Origin of the sequence: Campylobacter vulpis, from assembly GCF_014217995.1 — a bacterium.
GTDB lineage: Bacteria > Campylobacterota > Campylobacteria > Campylobacterales > Campylobacteraceae > Campylobacter_D > Campylobacter_D vulpis.
This window is the reverse complement of record NZ_CP041617.1, coordinates 1124145-1141493: the sequence shown is the minus strand read 5'-3', so window position 1 is coordinate 1141493 and position 17349 is coordinate 1124145. Positions and strand designations below refer to the sequence as shown.

Annotated in this window: 16 protein-coding genes; 15 read left to right on the top strand and 1 reads right to left on the bottom strand. The window is 34.2% G+C overall.

Translation table 11 applies throughout. From position 1 onward, the window contains the following. Position 1: 1 nt before the first annotated feature. The 15 genes from CVULP_RS05860 to lysA are packed head-to-tail and all read left to right on the top strand — an operon-like array spanning position 2 to position 15940. Positions 2-1417 (top strand): AAA family ATPase, encoded by a 1416-nt coding sequence (locus tag CVULP_RS05860; RefSeq protein ID WP_099507010.1) that lies wholly within the window; start codon positions 2-4, stop codon positions 1415-1417. Beyond that, positions 1407-1973, top strand: coding sequence for a hypothetical protein (locus tag CVULP_RS05855; RefSeq protein ID WP_099507011.1), 567 nt, complete (start codon positions 1407-1409; stop codon positions 1971-1973). Before CVULP_RS05860 ends, CVULP_RS05855 begins: the two co-directional genes overlap by 11 nt. Positions 1974-2032: 59 nt before the next feature. Then, positions 2033-4825, top strand: a complete 2793-nt coding sequence (locus tag CVULP_RS05850) for a DEAD/DEAH box helicase family protein (RefSeq protein WP_099507012.1) — start codon at positions 2033-2035, stop codon at positions 4823-4825. Beyond that, positions 4822-5931, top strand: coding sequence for a lipid-A-disaccharide synthase (gene lpxB / locus CVULP_RS05845; protein WP_099507013.1), 1110 nt, complete (start codon positions 4822-4824; stop codon positions 5929-5931). The genes CVULP_RS05850 and lpxB overlap by 4 nt, the downstream gene beginning before the upstream one ends. Positions 5932-5942: 11 nt before the next feature. After that, the gene (gene greA / locus CVULP_RS05840) at positions 5943-6428 is read left to right on the top strand and encodes a transcription elongation factor GreA (protein ID WP_099507014.1); all 486 of its coding nucleotides are present in this window, start codon (positions 5943-5945) and stop codon (positions 6426-6428) included. Beyond that, complete coding sequence (locus CVULP_RS05835; protein ID WP_099507015.1) at positions 6428-7168, top strand: UDP-2,3-diacylglucosamine diphosphatase; 741 nt, start codon at positions 6428-6430, stop codon at positions 7166-7168. The genes greA and CVULP_RS05835 overlap by 1 nt, the downstream gene beginning before the upstream one ends. After that, complete coding sequence (locus CVULP_RS05830) at positions 7161-8111, top strand: chemotaxis protein (protein ID WP_099462143.1); 951 nt, start codon at positions 7161-7163, stop codon at positions 8109-8111. Before CVULP_RS05835 ends, CVULP_RS05830 begins: the two co-directional genes overlap by 8 nt. Before the next feature lie 3 nt (positions 8112-8114). After that, positions 8115-10409: a hybrid sensor histidine kinase/response regulator gene (locus CVULP_RS05825; protein ID WP_099507016.1), complete on the top strand. Its 2295-nt coding sequence runs from the start codon at positions 8115-8117 to the stop codon at positions 10407-10409. 4 nt (positions 10410-10413) lie between these two features. Continuing rightward, a complete protein-coding gene (locus tag CVULP_RS05820; protein WP_004277002.1) occupies positions 10414-10935 on the top strand; it encodes a chemotaxis protein CheW in 522 nt (173 codons plus the stop codon). Then, positions 10935-11561: a phosphoserine phosphatase SerB gene (serB, locus tag CVULP_RS05815; RefSeq protein ID WP_099462138.1), complete on the top strand. Its 627-nt coding sequence runs from the start codon at positions 10935-10937 to the stop codon at positions 11559-11561. The genes CVULP_RS05820 and serB overlap by 1 nt, the downstream gene beginning before the upstream one ends. Next, the gene (locus CVULP_RS05810) at positions 11558-12529 is read left to right on the top strand and encodes a transaldolase (RefSeq protein ID WP_099462136.1); all 972 of its coding nucleotides are present in this window, start codon (positions 11558-11560) and stop codon (positions 12527-12529) included. Before serB ends, CVULP_RS05810 begins: the two co-directional genes overlap by 4 nt. Positions 12530-12586: 57 nt before the next feature. Continuing rightward, positions 12587-13123, top strand: a complete 537-nt coding sequence (locus CVULP_RS05805; RefSeq protein ID WP_099462134.1) for a 50S ribosomal protein L25/general stress protein Ctc — start codon at positions 12587-12589, stop codon at positions 13121-13123. Further along, positions 13120-13665: an aminoacyl-tRNA hydrolase gene (pth, locus tag CVULP_RS05800; protein ID WP_099507017.1), complete on the top strand. Its 546-nt coding sequence runs from the start codon at positions 13120-13122 to the stop codon at positions 13663-13665. Before CVULP_RS05805 ends, pth begins: the two co-directional genes overlap by 4 nt. A 2-nt stretch (positions 13666-13667) precedes the next feature. Then, complete coding sequence (locus CVULP_RS05795) at positions 13668-14720, top strand: LptF/LptG family permease (RefSeq protein WP_099507018.1); 1053 nt, start codon at positions 13668-13670, stop codon at positions 14718-14720. Positions 14721-14731: 11 nt separating this feature from the next. Beyond that, a complete protein-coding gene (gene lysA / locus CVULP_RS05790) occupies positions 14732-15940 on the top strand; it encodes a diaminopimelate decarboxylase (RefSeq protein WP_099507019.1) in 1209 nt (402 codons plus the stop codon). Between the two features lie 26 nt (positions 15941-15966). Here lysA and ftsA read toward each other — a convergent pair whose 3' ends face one another. Then, positions 15967-17343, bottom strand: coding sequence for a cell division protein FtsA (ftsA, locus tag CVULP_RS05785; RefSeq protein ID WP_099507020.1), 1377 nt, complete (start codon positions 17341-17343; stop codon positions 15967-15969). Positions 17344-17349: the final 6 nt, after the last annotated feature.

Sequence of the window (17349 nt, the reverse complement as noted above, 5' to 3'; positions counted from 1 at the left end):
AATGAAAATTCACATTAAAAATATTGGAATGCTTGATGAAGCAGAGTTTGAAGTAGGCGATTTGACACTTATTTGCGGTGAAAACAATACAGGCAAAACCTATGCGACTTATAGTTTGTATGGGTATTTGGACTTTATGAGAAATATTCGTGATATGTTTTTAAGGGCAAGAAGAAATCTTTTTGATGATAATGAATTTTTAGAAAAAATAAGGGAATCTCAACAAGAAATTAAAATAACATACGAAGAGATATTGGCAAAACTAACAAAACACTTGCAAGAAAAAACTAAATTATATTCTACTCGCATTTTACCACAAATTATGGCAGGAAAAGAGGAGGATTTTTCAGATATAGATTTTAATGTAGAGTTTAATATTTCTTTGATAAATGTTAAAGAGGCTATTAAAAAGTATTTAGAAAACAATAGCTTAAACAGAAGATATAAAAGAGGAGTGCAACACACTATTTATGATAATGGGTTAAGTTTCGCTGGTTTGGACAAAAGGGCTTTTGTTGAGTATGTGGAGACATTTCTTGATGCAATACTTCACATAATTTTTATGAAAAATTTTATTTTAAGTGTTGAAAGAACAGGGGCATCTATATTTCAAGAAGAGTTAGATTTTATAAAAATAGCAAAGCTAGAAACAATGCAAAAAATGCTTAAGGAAGAGGATATTAGTTTGTTTGAAATCAATAGGACATTAGATAAGAAAAAACAGCTCTATCCAAAACCTGTGAGGGATAATATAGCATTCATTAGAGATATTAAACAAATATCAAAACAAGAGAGTATTTTTAAAAAACACAAAGATGAATATAAAATAATTTTTGAAATTTTAGGCAAGATTATTGGAGGAAAATATAAGGCAACGGACGCTGGAATTTTATTTCAACCTAAAGGTTCAAAAAAGGCTTATAATATTGAAATAGCTTCTAGCTCTGTGCGTTCTTTGTTGATGTTAAATTATTATATTTTTCATATTGCGAATAAAAATGATATTTTAATGATAGATGAGCCAGAGCTTAATCTTCACCCTAAAAATCAGATTCTTGTAGCAAGATTACTTGTTTTACTTGTAAATGCAGGAATTAAGGTATTTATCACAACGCATAGCGATTATATTGTGCGAGAATTGAGTAATTGTATAATGTTAAACAATCTTTCAGATGAGCAAATTCAAAAAATCAAAAAGCAAGAATATGGTAAAGAATATGGCTTAGAATCTAAAAAGGTAAGAGCATATTTAGCAGAAAATATCAAAGGTAAAAATACCTTAAGGGCGGTAGAGATTACACAAGAGCAAGGTATTTTTATGGAGACTTTTGATGAGCCTATTGATTTGCAAAATGAGAATCAGGGATTGATTTTTGAAGAAGTTATGAGGGGTAAAAGGAGTGATGATGACAAATAAAAGCTTATCTAACTTTAAAAATTCTATTCATCATAGCTTGAAAGCAAAAGAAAAAAATGGGTGTTTATGTGTTAGCGAACAAGAAGAATCAAGCGTGATTGGGGATATATATTTTAATAAGGGTAATAATGATGATATTTTAATCATACAGCAAGATATAACAAAATGTAGGGCTATTGAAAATCTCTTTGAGAAAAAATCTAGAGTGGATAGCTGTGATTTTATTATTTTAATATGCAAAAATAGAAATTTACACATATTTTTTTGTGAAATAAAGTCAAGCAATAGTCAAAAAAATCGCGAAAAAGCCTTAGATCAAATCAATAGTTCTAAAATATTTTTAGAATATTTGTATAAAAATTATAAACAACATTTTAAGGCAGATGATTTTGATATTTCACTAGAAAATGCGAAAAATATTTATATCTACCCTGCTTCAATTTCATCAAAGAGTAAAACTTCTTGTTCGGGTAATAGCCTAGAATCCAAACCGATAAAAATAGATTCAAGTGGGAATGCAAATATAGATAATGTTTATGGTTTTTTGGGAATTTAACAATGCAAAAATTAGATTATTTATACCTACAATTAAGATACTATAATTAGGAATATAAAATGGCAAAACAAGAGACTAATCAAACATTATTATTAAGCAAATTTATAGAGGGTAGGGGGCTTAGTGAGCGTTATGAATATGAGGAGCTTGAGAGCTTTTCAAAGGGCATAAGACTGCACTACTATCAAAAAAAGAGCATTAAAAATGCTTTAGCCTTTCTTCGCTTTTGGTATAAAAAAGACTCTTATGATAGTCGTAAAAGTCTTTTAGAGCGTTATCAAAACTATGATAAAAATTTAAAAAAGCAAGATATAGCTAGGGCGTCTTTTTGGATGGCAACGGGTAGTGGGAAAACCATCATAATGATAAAGCTTATGGACTTAATGCTAACTTTGATGAAAGAGGGGCAACTCCCTAAAAAACCTATAATGCTTTTAGTGCCTAATGATAAAATTTTAAGTCAATTTAAAGAAAATATCAAAAGATATCATAAAAAATTAGAATATAGAGAGCTAAAAGAGTATGAAAGTGTGAAAAATAGCCTCTTTAGTGAGCCTTGCATTTACTTAGCACGAAGTGATTTGCTCGATAGCAAGGAAAATGTAGGTAAGGATAAAAAGGCAAAAAGGCTAGACTATGAAAATTATAAAAATAATGAGGGCTGGTATATCCTGCTTGATGAGGCACATAGAGGCGAAAATGCAAATTCAAAACGAAAGGGCTATTTTCACGAACTAGCAAGGGGAAGTGTGAGTGAAGATGACTTTGCTAAGGGCTTTGTGCTAAATTTTTCTGCGACTTTTGAAGATGAGATAGATTTTTTAAGCTGTGCTTATAATTATAATTTAGCAGAATTTAATAAGGACGGCTATGGTAAAAATATAGCCGTGCTAAATGAAAGCTTAGACTATAAAAACGAGGATAATGAGGAGGATAGAAAGAGAACTATACTAGAGAGCTTTATTATCTTTAATGCGATGAAAAAGGCGAGAAAAAAACTGCTAAGTTTAAATGCGAATTTTACTTATCATAATCCTCTCATCATAGCCGTTTCAAATAAGGTCAATACGCAAGATGCGGGGATAAGGCTGTATTTTAAGACTATTTTAAGCATTTTACAAAATAAAATAGAAATTCAAAAGGTGGCTTTAAACTTATATGAGAAATTAAAAGGGCAAGAATTGTATTTTAAAGCTGATAAATTAAGCGAGGAGCTTTTGGAATTTGTGAAAAATGTGAATAATGAGGAGCTAAGGAAAAACATTTTTTACGCGCACGAAAATGCGAATTTAGAATGCTATATGGTAAAGGGAAATGATAAGGAAATAGTCTTTTGCAGTAAGAACTCAAACAAACCTTTTATGCTTTTAAATATAGCAAATGTCAAGGAGTGGCAAAAGGAATTTTTACAAACGCTTGGTGTTGAGACTATCAAAGATGTTTCAAAAGGCTTTTTTGATGAAATCAATAGCGAAAATTCAAGCATTAACATCATGCTAGGGAGTAAGGTTTTTAGCGAGGGGTGGGATAGTAATAGGGTCAATCTTATCTCTTTCATTAATATAGGTAGCATTAATGCGAAAAAATATGTCCTGCAAACCATAGGTAGAGGCGTGAGGATAGAGCCTTTTTTAAACAAAAGAAAGCGTTTAAGTGTCTTAAAAGAGGAAATGGACTTTAAGGAGGCTTGTTTAAAATACGCTCCTGCTTTGGAGACGCTTTTTATAATGGCGAGTGATAATAAGGCGATTAGTAGCATCATCGAGGGTTTAAATGTGGTAATGAGAACAAAGCCCCTTCAAGGCTTTAAAAAAACAAAAATTTTAAGCCCTCTACCTGTGCCAAAATATAAAAATAAAGCAAGCTTACATCAGCAGTATAAAATCTCTGCAAAAGAGGCGGAGGATTTAAGGGAATTTATGCAAGATTATGATGAAGATGTATTGATAGTAAAGCAGTGTTTATATGAGGGGTTTAAATACTCTACTTTTGAGGAAATTAAGAAATTTAATGAGGGCGAAAAATCTCAAATTCAAAAATCAGGCGGAAATGAAGATAAATTTGACGCAAAAAGAACACTTAAAATCATCAATGCTAGTTTAAATGCGAAATTAAAGGAATTTGATAAATTTGAAGATTTAAAAGATGAAATTAAGCATTATAAAGAAATGCAAGCTAATTTTAGCGAGGAGGAAGTAAGGAAAATCAATGAAATGATAAAAAGCGTTATGAGGGCAAAAAGTGAAGCGGAGCTAGAAAAAGAAGTAGAAGAAGGTAAAATTAGCTTTAAAGAGGCGTTAAAACAGGCGAAACTAGACGAAGTTCAATTTAAAGAAAACTATACTATTTCAGCCAAACTAAAAGAGCATTATTATAAGCCCTTAGTGATTTATCATAAAGATGACGGAAAAAGTGAGATTAATTTCGCTATCACTCATAAAAGCGAGAGGGAATTTTTACAAGATTTGGAAAAAAATTTGCAAAATGAGGCTTTTTTAAAAGGTTATAAATGGTGTTTTTCAAAACTTGTGGAAAAAAAAGATGAAATTTATATCCCTTATTTTGATGAAAGGGAGCAAAAAGAAAGGAAATTTTACCCCGATTTTATTTTTTGGTTAAAGAAAGGTAAGAGTTTTAAAATTCTTTTCATCGACCCAAAAGGTTTAAGTTATGAGGAAAATGCTAAATTTAAAATCAATGCTTTCGAGGAGCTTTTTTCTCAAATTTTAACTTATAATAATGAAAAAATCGAAGTTATCTTACGCTACTATAATAAAAACGCACAAAGCGATTTTAAGCTTAAAAAATATACAAAATCTAGCGTAAAAGAGCTTTTTGAGGAAATTGTATGAATAGCTTTTTAGTGTGTGCTTTAGAGCCATCAGCAAATTTGCATCTAAAAGAAGTGTTAAAGGCTTATCAAAAAGAGTATGGAAAATTTGAGCTTTGTGGGATATATGATGAGAATTTATGTAAGGAGTTTAAGCTTGATTCCAAGCCTCTTTATAGCTCACACGAATTTAGTGCTATGGGCTTTGTGGAGGTTTTACCTCTTATTTTTAAGGCAAAAAGAGCGATTAAAAAGCTAGTGAGTTTAGCTTTAGAAAGAGAAAGAGAGAATAAAGACTTTAAAGCCGTGCTTTGCATAGACTCACCTGCCTTTAATATCCCCTTAGCAAAAGCTTTAAAAAGGGCAGATTCAAAAACAAAACGTATTTATTACATATTGCCACAGGTTTGGGCGTGGAAAAAAGGGCGTATCCCAGTGATAGAGGAGCATTTTGATGTTTTAGCTTCTATCTTACCCTTTGACTCGCAGTTTTTCACAAAAAGCACTTATGTAGGACACCCTTTGCTTGATGAAATTTGCGAATTTAAAACGAGTTTTGATATGCAAACAATCCTTACAAAAAAAGAAGAGCAAAAAACCATAGCCTTTTTACCCGGCTCTAGAAAGAGTGAGATTATAAGATTAATGCCTATTTTTAGGGATTTATCTACGCATTTTAAGGGCGAAAAAGTGCTTTGTGTGCCGCCCTTTAATTTAGACAAAATGCACCTTTATGGCGATGTGGAGGGCTTTAAGATAGAAAGCAATACGCCAAATTTGCTTAAAAGAGCTGATTTTGCCTTTATTTGCAGTGGGACGGCGACTTTAGAGGCGGCTTTGGTGGGGACGCCTTTTATTTTAGCTTACAAGGCAAAGGCGGTTGATATTTTCATAGCGCGACTTTTTGTAAAACTCAAACATATAGGACTTGCAAATATTTTTTGCGATTTTGCAAATAAAGAGCCGCTAAATCCTGAATTTTTGCAAGATGAAGTGAGTGTGAAAAATCTTTTAAACGCTTATAATAAATTTGACTATAAGCCATTTTTTGCTAAAGTGGGCTTTTTAAAAGAGTATTTGAGCTTTGGAAGTGCGAAAAATATGGCAAAAATACTTAATGAAATTTAAAGGAAAATAGTATGGAAAAAGAAGCGATGAGTAGCTTTGGTTTTGAAAAATTAAGCACGGAATTAAAAGACTTAAAGGATAATCAACGCCCAGCCGTTGTCGTGGAAATCGATGTGGCAAGGAGTCACGGGGATTTAAAAGAAAACGCCGAATACCACGCCGCAAGAGAAAAACAAGCTTTGATAGAAAGCCGTATAGCAGAACTTAGCGACATACTTTCAAGAGCACAAATTATAGACCCAGCAAGCTATGAGCATAAAAGCGTGAAATTTGGCTCAAGTGTTGTGATTATGGACTTAGAAAGCGAAAAGGAGAGTAAATACACTCTTGTAGGCACTTGTGAGAGCGACTTAGAAAAGGGCTATATCTCCATAGCTTCACCTTTAGCAAGAGCTATGCTGGGCAAAAAAGAGGGCGATGAATTTAAGGTGCGTTTGCCTAAGGGGGAGAGCGAGTTTGAGATCATTAGTATAGCTTATGAGCCTTTGAAATTTTAATGCTTACACTTAAAGAGGGGGCATTTTTTGTAGCCGATGCACACGAAAATGAGGACAGAAGGGGCTTTTGGAATTTTTTACAAGCCTTAGAAAAGGGCGAAATTTGCACGCCTCAACTTTTTTTAATGGGTGATATTTTTGATTTGCTTGTTGGGGAGATAAGTGCGAGTCATACCTTTGCTAAGCCTTACATAGCCTTGCTTGAGAACTTATGCGAGAAAATGGAAGTTTATTATTTAGAGGGAAATCACGACTTTAATTTAAGTTGTTTTTTTCAAAAAGTGCGTGTGATACCCTTGCAAAATCAACCTTTAATTTTGCATACAAGTAAAGGTAAAAAAGAAAAATTTTTTTTAGCACACGGCGATATTTTTTTAAATCCTTTTTTGCAATTTTTGCTTAAAAGCTTGAGAAATAGATTTTTACTTTGCTTTTTAAATGTGCTAAATTTCTTAACTTTTTCTAGTATAAGTAAGCAAATTTTGGCAAGACAAAAGAGAAAAAATCTTTTTTATAAAATTGAAAATTTCAAAATTTTAGCATATAAAAGGTATGAGAAATACCAAGCTAAAGGTGCTTGGGTTATAGAGGGGCATTATCATCAAAATTTGTTTTTAAAGGAGGAGAGGGTGAAATATTTTAATTTGCCAAGTTTTGCATATGAGAGAAGTTTTTTTGTTGTAAAATTCGCACCAGAAGTCAAATTCGAAAAACAACAATTGAGAGGTCAAAATGTTTGATGAAAATATTGTGAAAACAGGCTCAAATGAAATGGAGCTTGTTGATTTCCGTATCTTCAAGCAAGGACACGAGAAAATTTATGAGGGAATTTATGGCGTCAATGTTTCTAAGGTTAAAGAGATTATCAAAATCCCTAATCTTACAGAATTGCCCGGCGTTCCTGATTATATTGAGGGGATTTTCGACCTTCGTGGTGTAGTGATTCCTGTGGTTAATCTTGCTAAATGGATGCAAATCGTCGAGCCAGAAAGTGCTTTATTAAAGCCTAGGGTTATTATCACGGAATTTTCTAATATTCTTATTGGATTTATAGTTCATGAGGCTAAGAGAATTCGCCGTATTAACTGGAAAGATATAGAGCCAGCAAGCTTTTCTGCGGGTTCTGGAGCTTTAGATAAGGGTAAGATTACGGGCGTTACGCGTATAGAAAATGATGAGGTTTTGCTTATACTTGATCTTGAAAGCGTGGTTGAGGACTTGGGAATTTATGCACCTAAGACTGAACTTGAGATAGGAGAAGCGGAGAAATTTAGCGGAATTGCACTTATTTTAGATGATAGTATGACGGCTAGAAGACGCGTAAGAGATATGATGCAACAAATGGGCTTTACTGTGATTGAGGCAAAAGATGGTGTTGAGGGACTTAATAAGCTTGAAGAACTTAGTCAAGTTTATGGAGAAAATTTAAAAGATCATCTTAAAATTATCATTAGTGATGTTGAGATGCCACAGATGGACGGCTTCCATTTTGCCGCCCGCATAAAAGAAGATGAGAGATTTGGAAAAATTCCACTCATCTTTAATTCTTCTTTATCGAATGAATTTATGAATGAAAAAGGCGTAAAAGAAGCCGGTGGAGAGGGTTATTTAGTGAAATTTAATGCAAGTGATTTCTTCTCTGAAGTAACACGCGTTTTGAAGAAAGCACAAGGAGAGGAGTAAGATATGGAAGATATGCAAGAAATACTTGAAGACTTTTTAGTTGAGGCTTTTGAGCTTGTCGAGCAAATCGACCATGATTTAGTAGAGCTTGAGTCAAATCCTGAGGATTTGGAATTGCTTAATAGAATTTTTCGCGTTGCCCATACGGTAAAGGGTTCGTCAAGCTTTTTAAATTTTGATGTTTTGACAAAATTAACGCATCATATGGAAGATGTGTTAAATAAGGCAAGACACGGTGAGCTTAAGATCACCCCTGATATTATGGATGTGGTTTTGGAGTCTATCGATAGAATGAAGACTTTATTAAATTCTATCCGTGATAATGGCAACGATTCTGCTATAGGTATGGATATAGGACCTATTTGTGCTAGACTTACAGCCATTTCGGAAGGTGATGTTTCAGCGGTTGCATCTGTGTCAAGTGAAGAGCCTAAAGCAGAACTTAAGGAGGAAGCTCCAGTTGCACCAGAACCAAGTGCTGAACCTGATGTTGATGTGAATCAACTTAGCGATTCTGAGGTTGAAGCAGAGATTGAAAGATTACTTAAAGTGCGTAAGGCTGAAGATCAAGCAAGGCGTGCGCAGAAAAAGAAAAATGCAACTCCAGCTACACCTAAGCCTACAACTGAAACGGGTGGAGAAAAGAAAGTTCCAGCTTCAGGTGGAGGCGGTGGAGGTATGGATCAAACCATACGCGTTGAGGTTAAGAGACTTGATCATTTGATGAATTTAATCGGTGAGCTTGTTTTGGGCAAAAACCGCTTGTTGAAAATTTATGATGATGTTGAAGAGCGTTATGAGGGTGAAAAATTCTTAGAGGAATTAAATCAAGTCGTTTCGCAACTTAGCATTATTACAACTGATGTGCAGCTTGCCGTGATGAAAACGAGAATGCAGCCTATCGCTAAGGTTTTCAATAAATTTCCACGCGTTGTGAGAGATTTAAGTCGTGAGCTTGGAAAGCAAATTGAGCTTGAGATTACAGGTGAAGAAACTGAACTTGATAAATCCATAGTTGAAGAAATAGGCGATCCTATTATGCATATGATTAGGAATTCTTGCGACCACGGCGTAGAAGATCCTGCTACGCGTAAGGCAAATGGTAAGCCAGAAAGAGGCACTGTTCAACTTAAAGCGTATAATGAGGGCAATCATATTGTCGTTGAAATTACTGATGATGGTAAGGGGCTTGACCCAGCTGGGCTTAAGATGAAAGCACTGGAGAAAAGTCTCATTACTGAAAAAGAAGCCGAGCAAATGACAGATAAAGAAGCTTTTGCTTTGATTTTCAAGCCAGGCTTTTCAACCGCCGCTAAGGTTACAAATGTATCGGGTCGTGGCGTGGGTATGGATGTTGTTAAGACAAATATAGAAAAACTCAACGGCGTAATTGAGATAGATAGTGAGCTTGGAAAAGGAAGTACTTTTAAGCTTAAAATTCCGCTTACTTTAGCGATTATTCAATCTTTACTTGTGGGAACACAAGAAGAATTCTACGCTATCCCACTTGCTTCAGTGCTTGAAACAGTGAGAGTGCCTATTGATAATATTTACACAATAGAAGGCAAAAATGTTTTACGTTTGCGTGAGGAGGTGCTTTCTTTAGTAAGGCTTTCAGATGTTTTTGGGGTAAAACAAGTGCTTGAAAGTGGGGATCAAACTTATGTTGTTATTATAGGTGTGGCCGAATCTAAGCTCGGCATCATCGTGGATACTCTTGTAGGACAAGAAGAAATAGTTATCAAATCTATGGGTGATTATTTGCAAAATATACAAGGTATAGCAGGTGCAACCATAAGAGGTGATGGTAGGGTAACGCTTATCATCGATGTAGGTGCTATGATGGATATGGCGAAAGAAATTAAGGTTGATATCAAAGCCCAACTTGAATCGAGCGTTAAAAAGCCTAAGGAGCAGCCAAGTGATTATAAGGTTTTGATAGTTGATGATTCTAAAATGGATAGAACTTTAATGCAAAAAGCTCTTGAGCCACTAGGCATAAGCTTACTTGAAGCAACTAATGGAGTAGAGGCGCTTAATATTGTTAAATCGGGCGATCATGAAATTGATGCTATGTTAATTGATATTGAGATGCCAAGAATGGACGGTTATACTTTAGCAGGAGAAATTCGTAAGTATTCTAAATACCGCAATTTACCACTCATAGCTGTAACTTCAAGGACGAGTAAAACAGACCGCTTAAGAGGTGTGGAAGTCGGTATGACTGAATATATTACTAAGCCTTATTCTCCTGAATATTTGGAAAATGTTGTGCGTAAAAATTTGAAACTAGGATAAGATAATGAGTAATGAAAAATTAAATCAAGTCTTACAAAGACAGCAATCGCAAATGGTGGATCGCGATGAAATTAGAAAAGAAGATGACATTATCCAGCTTGTTGGTTTCGTGGTTGGAGATGAGGAGTATGCTATTCCCATCTTAAATATCCAAGAAATTATTAAGCCTATTGAATTTACTAGAGTGCCTAGTGTGCCTGATTATGTTTTAGGTGTATTTAATATGAGGGGTAATGTAATGCCACTTATCGATCTTGCTCAGCGTTTTAATTTGGGGAGTTCTAAAATGACTCCACAAACGCGTTATATTGTGCTTCGTGGCGATATTAATGGTAGTGGTGTGAGTAGTAATGCGGGTTTTGTTATTGATAGACTTACAGAAGCAATTAAAATTCATAGAAATAAGATTGATCCGCCACCTGAAACTTTAGCTAAGGAAAAGGGCATGATATATGGTATAGGAAAGAGAGATGAAAATATCCTTACAATTTTAAAGGTCGAAGCCCTATTGAAGCGTGAATTTTAATGATAAAACTTTGCGTTTTTGATTTTGACTCCACCTTAATGGACGGAGAAACTATAGATATTTTGGCAAATGCTTATGGTGTGGGTGATGAGGTAAAAGTCATCACCCAAAAGGCTATGAATGGAGAGCTTGATTTTTTCGAAAGCTTACATCAAAGAGTGGCTTTGCTTAAGGGTATGTCTTGCGATGATGTTTTAAGAGTGAGTCAAAATTTACCCTTAATGAAGGGCAGTTTTGAGTTGATTGAATTTCTAAATTCTAAGAATATTATTTGTGTAGTTTTTAGCGGGGGCTTTCATGAGGGGGTAGATTATGCTATGGAAAAGCTTAATTTTAAACTCGGCTTTGCAAATTATCTTCATCATAAAAATGGAAAACTCACAGGACTTGTGGGTGGAGAGATGATGTTTTCAAATTCCAAAGGTTTAATGTTAGAAAGACTTAAGCAGTTTTTAAATTTAAATCAAGAAGAAGTAATGTGTGTTGGAGATGGAGCAAATGACTTAGCGATGTTTGAGCATAGTGGCTTTAAAATCGCTTTTTGTGCTAAGGAAATTTTAAAAGCAAATGCTAGTGTGTGTATTGATGTGAAAGATTTGAGAGAGATTATAAAGGTGATGCAATGAAACAATTTTCTTTGTGGTGTGATTTTGTCGAAGATAGCTTTTTGGATAATGAATTTGTTGAGTTGTTGTATTCTAAGATTAATGGTGCGACCTCAAATCCCCTTATTTTAAAAAATGTAATTTTAACTCCAGCTTATAAAAGTAAAATTGCAAACTTAAGAGGAAAAAAATCTAAGGAAATTTATGAAAATATAGCAATGAGCGATATTTGTAAGGCGGCAGATAGACTTGCTTATAACTTTGAAAAAGGTAACGATGGCTTTATTAGCCTTGAAATAGACCCTAGACTTTATGATAATACCAGTCTTAGTATAGGAGAGGCAAAAAGGTTGCATAGTGCTATGGGGCGACAAAATATTATGATGAAAATCCCAGCCACTGAGGCTTCTTATGAGGTGATGTATGAATTGATGAAAAGTGGTATTAGTGTTAATGCAACGCTTATTTTTTCTGGGGAGCAAAATAAAAAATGTTTTGAAGCTTTAAATGAGGGCTTAAGGGCTTTTCGTAAGGCACAAGCCTATTCTAAGGCGAAAGAACCGCAAGCTGTGATTAGCGTTTTTGTAAGTCGCTTGGATAGAATATTAAATGAAAGAGTGAGTGAACCAAATCAAATCGGCGTTTTAAACGCAAAATTAGCTTACAATTACATAATGGCACAAAATGAGCCAAATATCCGTGCCTTATTTGCTAGCACGGGTGTAAAAGGTGATGATTTGCCAAAAGATTTTTATATTAGGGAGCTTTATTTAGAGAGAGCCTTAAATACCGCTCCTTTAGATGCTATTAGAGCTTTTAATGGAGAGTGTGAGTTTAAAGCAACTTTAAGCGATGAAGAGCTTCAAAAAAAACTTAACAAGCTAGTCTCCAAAGAACTTTTAGATGAAACTTGCAATTATTTAATTGACGGAGCTTTGAAGAATTTTTGTTTTGAATTTGATGATTTGTTAGCAAAATTATCAAGTTAAGCGTTTTTAAATGATTTTAAGCTATAATTTCGCTTTATTTTTTTAGAAAGGAAAGAGATGTTAGAAGGTATCATTAGAGAGAGTATCGGCAGAAAAGCGGCTAAGGCTTTAAAAAGAGATGGTTATCTAATTGCAAACATCTATGGCAAAGGTTTGGAGAATATCCACGCAGCTTTTAAGGTGAATGATTTTATCAAAGAGGTACGTAAAAAGACCACTCTTATTTTTGATGTTAAAGTTGGCGCTAAGACTTTGAGTGTTGTGGTGGTAGATTATCAAAAAGACCCTGTTACGAGTGATTTAAAACATGTAGATTTAAAAGTTGCACAAAAGGGTGTGATTTCTAAATATATGGTGCCAGTAAAAGTCGTTGGCACGGCTATAGGTCTTAAAAATAAGGGCGTTTTAATTCAATCTAAAAGACGCTTAAAGGTTAAGTGTGCAGCTGAAAATTTACCAAATTTCTTTGAACTTGATGTAAGTAAGCTTGATGTGGGTGATGCTTTGCTTGTTAAAGATATTGTTGTGCCGAAGGGAGTGAGCATTATTGAAGCAGATAGGGTGGCGGTTGTCGGCGTAGAAAAGGCGCGATGACTTTAGTCGTAGGACTTGGAAATATAGGGCGAGAGTATGAAAATACCCGTCATAATGTAGGCTTTATGCTTATTGATATGATTTTGAGTGAAGAAAGTCAAGTTAGAATTTTATCTCACTCGAAATTTAGGGGAGAGCTTTATAAGATAGACTCTTCCTTACTTCTTAAACCTCATACTTATATGAATCATTCTGGCATTAGCGTTAAAGCTGTTAGCGACTTTTACAAGTGTGAGCGTTTAATTGTCATTCACGATGATATAGATTTAAATTTGGGAACTTTGCGCTTTAAAAAGGGAGGTTCTAGTGGCGGACATAATGGGCTTAAGAGTATAGATCATCTATATGGAAACAATTATGAAAGAGTGCGTATAGGTGTAGGAAGAGGTAAAGATACCATATCGCATGTTTTAGGTCAATTTACAAGTGAGGAAAAGGTAGTTTTAAGTGAGGTTTTGTTGAGGGCTAAGGAGGCCTTGTTTGAACTTATACGCGGTAATGATTTGGCAAAAATTTCTTCACTCTATAGCTTGAAGGCTTGATAATGGGTGTATTTTTTCATTTTATTTCTTCCATTTATCTTAAAAATTTTTTCATTTTATTTTTTGCTTTAGTTGGATTTTATTGCGGTATAGATTTGCTTTTAAATTTTAAAGATTTACCAGCATCTGCCAATTTGATTTTGCTTTATATTTTATTTGTTGGTTTTAGTGCTGTTACTTATATTTTACCCATTTCTTTGATATTTGCACTTGTTTTGTCCCTTTTAACTATGATAAGAAATAATGAACTTGTTAGTCTTTATGCCTTGGGACTTAGTAAAAATAAAGTTATTATTTATCCATTTTTGTGGGCTTTATTGTTTTGTTTTATTTATGTTGGACTTAATTTTACTTCCTTTGCGTATGCAAATGAGTATAAAAGAAGCATACTTAAAAATGGTGTTTTAAATAAAAAAAGCAGTGATATTTTTTTGAAATTTAATGAAGAGTTTGTTTATATTAAAAGTTTAGATGAGGGTTTAGCTAAAAAGCTTAAGATTTTTTCTTTAAAAGATGGAAATTTAAGTCATTTTATTCAAGCAAATCGTGCTTTATTTAATGAAAATTCTTGGCTTTTAGAGGAGGGAAATATTACCTACATACCAAAAGAATTTATTTTAGGGGAAAATGGCTATAAAAGTGAAAAATTTGCAAATTTGGAGACATTAGAAGGCTTTAAACCTAAACTTGCTAAAAGCGTGGCAAGCGGCAAGGAGTATTCCATATATGATGCGTATCACAGTTTGATTTTATTTGATTCTCAAGGGCTTAATACGAGAAATTTAAAAATCACTTTATACAAGCTCATTTTTGCGCCCTTTTTTGCACCCTTTTTGATGCTTATGATGTATTATTATTTTCCAGTGATTGCGCGTTTTTTTAATTTGGCCTTTGTGGCCTTTGTGGCCTTTGTGGTTACTTTGGTAGTTTGGGGGGGATTATTTGTATTTTTAAGACTGAGTGAAAATGGCGTTATAAGTGGAGAATTTGGCATTATTTTACCGAATTTACTTTTGGCTTTTTTTGCCTTATTTATATCATATAAAAAGTGTTAAGGAGAGATTTTGTGGATTATATAAAATTAAAAGAAGAATTTAAGACCCCTTTTTATCTTTATGATTTTGATTTAATAAAAAGTCGTTTTTTGGAGTTGAAAAGTGCCTTTAAAGCAAGAAAATCTCAAATTTTTTACGCAATGAAAGCAAATTCAAATTTAAGTTTATTGCAAATGTTAGCAAGACTTGATAGCGGTTTTGACTGTGTGAGTATAGGTGAAGTAAAAAGAGCGTTAAGGGTGGGAGCGAAACCTTATAAAATCATATTTAGTGGGGTTGGAAAAAGTGAAGAGGAGCTAGAGCAAGCTTTAAAATTTGATATTTTGTATATCAATTTAGAAAGTGAAGAAGAAATGCTACTCTTAGAAAGTGTAGCAAAAAGACTTGAGCTAAAGGCTAGAATTTCCATACGAGTTAATCCTAATGTCGATGCTAAAACGCATCCTTATATCTCCACAGGGCTTAATGAAAATAAATTCGGCGTAGAGCTTGATGTGGCAAGAAAGATGTATTTATACGCAGCAAAAAGTGAATTTTTAGAGCCTGTGGGAGTGCATTTTCATATAGGTTCACAATTACTTGACATATCGCCCATACACGAGGCAGCACTTATCGTGGCAAAATTATTAAGAGAATTAAAGGCTTTAAAAATTGAGCTTAAATTTTTTGATGTAGGTGGAGGATTAGGTGTAGGTTATGAGGGGGAAGAAGAACCTTGTTTGTATGATTATGCGCAAGGAATTTTGGAGAATTTGAGCGGACTTGATGTAACGATAGGCTTAGAACCCGGACGCTTTTTGGTAGCACAAAGCGGAGTGCTTGTGTGCAGTGTTTTGTATGAAAAGATAACGCCTAAAAAACGCTTTATGGTTGTTGATGCGGCGATGAATGATTTGATTCGCCCGAGTTTATATAATGCTTACCACGAGATTGTTTTGCCTTATACAAAAGGGGAGCTAAGTTCTTGTGATGTTGTTGGAGGAATTTGTGAAAGTGGCGATTTTTTTGCTAAAGATCGCAGGCTTGCAAAAAGTAAGAGCGGAGATATTGTTTTGATTAAAGAGGCTGGAGCATACGGCTTTACAATGAGTAGTAATTATAATACTCGCCCTAGAATTTGCGAACTTGCCTTAGAAAATGGAATTATCAAAATGGTGCGTAAGAGAGAAAAATTTGAAGATTTAATTGCTTTAGAGGAAGAATTTCTAAAAGATTCATAGCTTCTTAGGTAAGCTATGAATTGACATTAGAATTGATTCATAATTTTATGCCAAATATTGCTAAAAACACTCGGCTTTTTTTCTTTTCGTTCTTTAAAATTTAATTGCTCTTGTATGCTTATCGCATCATTTTCTTGTAAATCTTCGTTAAAAATTTCACTTTGAATTTCCTCTTCCTCTTTTTGAGGAGTAAAATCCTGCTTGATTTGACGATTGAAATTTTCAATTTCACCTTTATATCTTAATTTTTCATTAGAATCCAACTCATAAGGAGTAAAGTGTCCAGCTCCGTAAAGGCAAAGACCTATTGCACAAGTATTTTCTGGATCGTTAAAAATCTCATTAAAGCCATTAATCAAATCTTTTCTAGCGTTTGCAAGACGAACGGATTTGTTATCGAAGATGGTAGGTGCTAACTCATCAAGTCCCGCAAGTTTTGTCATACCGCCTGTTAGCACAACGCCTCCACCTACGCTATTAGTATAGCGATTGTCGCTTAAAATTTTGGCTAAAATCATTAAGGTTTCTTCTGCTCTTGCATAAATTATATTAGAAATAGCATCAAGCGAGACTTCATCAAATTTTTCATCGCCTATATTTGGAATTTGTATGAGGGTATTAGGCTGCATAGAAAAGGCAGCATAATTAAGTTTAATTTTTTCTGCTTCTTTTAGTGGGGTATGCAAAGCCATAGATAAATCTTGTGTAATATTAATTGAACCAATTTGCAAACAGTCATTGTAGCGAATGGAATTTCCCATATGCATTACAATATCGCAAATCGCTCCTCCCATATCAATTAAAACGGCTCCCAACTCTTTTTCACTATCATCCAAACAAGCTATGGAAGAAGCATAGCCAGAAAGAACAATATTATCCACGCGTAAATCGGCTAATTCTACGGCTTTTTTTAAATTTTTAATGTGCGATTCTTGCGAAATGACAATGTGAGTTGAAACTTCAAGACGATTTCCACTCATTCCTAAAGGATCATCAATATGCTCTAAGTCATTGACCTTAAAATTGTAAGGTAAAACATGAATAATCTCATATCCACTTGGCAAATTTGCCGTGTGTTTTGCCGTGCTGACGGCTCTGTGAATTTCTTTAATGCCTATTTCGTGATTGGGGATATTGACAACGCCTACACTATCAACACTTTTAGTGTAAGCACCAGAAATGGATACAACAACTTTATCATAATGCACTCCACTCATCATTTCAGCACTGCTAACAGCTTCCTCTATGGATTTGGAGGCAAGTTCTATGTTTGTAATGGCACCCTTTTTAACTCCGCTTGTTTTTGTCTTGGCAAAGCCTATAATTTTTAGTCCATCTTCATCTTTTTGGGCGATAATGGCACAAGTTTGCGTTGAGCCTAAGTCGATTCCTAATATATTCACAATTTT